Consider the following 1,954-nt stretch of genomic DNA (forward strand, 5'->3'; position numbering starts at 1 on the left):
CCCCAACTCGCACTCCGCCACGGCAACATCCACACCCCCCGCCTCATCCGAGCCAGCGCGCTCACACCACCACCGGGCTCCTGCTGGCAACTCGACACCACCGGCAAGGGTGACTTGGCGAATCTGGCCCTGGTGCCCGCCAAGCCGATCCTGTTGGCCCCCGGGCAGATCCGGGTGGCGATCCGCGCTGCGGGGTTGAACTTCCACGATGTGGTCGTCGCTCTAGGCGCCATCCCATACGAGGGCATGGGCGGTGAAGCTGCCGGGGTGGTCCTCGACATTGCCGACGATGTGCGCACTGTGCAACGCGGTGACGCGGTGATGGGTATGTTCCCCGCCAACGCCTTTGCGCCGACGGCGGTCACCGATCACCGCATGGTGGTTCCCATACCAGCGGGATTGTCGTTTACCCAGGCCGCGTCGGTGCCGGTCGCGTTTTTGACCGCCTACATCGCCCTGGTCGAGTTGGGCGGATTGGCCGCTGGGCAGCGGGTCCTCATCCACGCCGGCGCCGGCGGGGTTGGCCAAGCCGCGATCCAAATCGCCAACCACATTGGGGCTCAAGTCTTTTCCACCGCACACCCTAACAAGCAACACATACTCGAAGGCCTGGGAGTCCCGCCGGAACATATCGCCTCCTCGCGCACACTGGATTTCGCCGACGCCTTCAGCGCGGCCACCGACCACCAGGGCGTAGACGTCGTGTTGAACTGCCTGGCCGGCGACTTTATCGACGCCTCACTGCAATTGCTGCCCCGCGGCGGGTCTTTCATCGAAATCGGCAAAACCGACATCCGCACACCCAGCCAGATCGCCCACGATCATCCCGGCGTGACCTACCAGGCCTATGACCTGCAGACGGCAAGACCCGAAGACCTACTCGATGCGTGGGCCACGCTGACCAAACTGTTCGTCGCGGACGTCTTGCGACCGCTGCCCATCACCAGCTACGGCTTGCTGCACGCCCGCCAAGCGTTCCGCGATATGAGCCAAGCCCGGCACACCGGAAAGATCGTGCTGATCCCGCCGACCCCCAGCTGGGATCCCGAAGGCACGGTGTTGATCACCGGCGGAACCGGGATGCTGGGCAGGGTTTTCGCCGAGCATCTGATCACTGAGCATGGGATCAAGCACCTGCTACTGGTATCGCGCCGCGGGGCAGCCGCCCCGGACGCCGAAGACCTGGCCCAGCGGTTGACCGAACTAGGCGCCCACGTCACGATCACTGCTTGCGATACCAGCAGCCGCGCGCAGTTGGCTGCACTGCTGGACTCCATCCCTAAGACCCACCGGTTGACCGCGGTCATCCACGCCGCCGGTGTACTCGACGACGCCGTCGTCACTGAACTGACTCCCACTGCGCTGGACACCGTGCTGGCCGCCAAAGCCGACGCGGCGTGGCATCTGCACCAGTTGACCGCCAGCCAAGACTTGGCGGCGTTCGTTCTGTTCTCTTCTGCCGCAGCGACTTTCGGCAATCCAGGGCAAGCCAACTACGCCGCCGCCAACGCCGTCCTGGATGCCCTGGCCCATCATCGACACCACCACCAACTACCGGCCACCAGCCTGGCGTGGGGCTACTGGCACACCTCCTCAGAGATGACCGCGCACCTCACTCGGCTCGACCAAGCCCGCATCGGCCGCGCGAGCCTGACCCCGATCACCACCGAACACGGCCTGGCCCTGTTCGACGCCGCCCTAACGCAGCGGCAACCCGCCCTGGTGGTGGCGCCGCTCAATCTGCGCGCACTAAGCCGGCGCAATGACCTACCCCCGATCCTGTCGGCATTGACCAGCACCCGCCGCCAGGCGGCCACCGCCAGCCCGCAAACCCTGGCCACCCAGCTAGCCACCCAAACCCCCGACCGACAACGACACACGCTGACCACCCTGGTCGTCACCACCACCGCCACCGTGCTGGCCCACCCGGACCCCGCCGCCCTAGACCCCGACC

At 66.3% G+C, this 1,954-nt stretch carries 1 protein-coding gene; it reads left to right on the plus strand.

Going from position 1 to position 1,954, the window contains the following annotated elements:
* Positions 1 to 1,954 (plus strand): MDR/SDR family oxidoreductase (locus BST12_RS28780; RefSeq protein ID WP_139802046.1); only part of this gene is annotated, 1,954 nt, incomplete at both ends.

It is taken from the genome of Mycobacterium angelicum (assembly GCF_002086155.1).
GTDB classification, from domain to species: Bacteria; Actinomycetota; Actinomycetes; order Mycobacteriales; family Mycobacteriaceae; genus Mycobacterium; species Mycobacterium angelicum.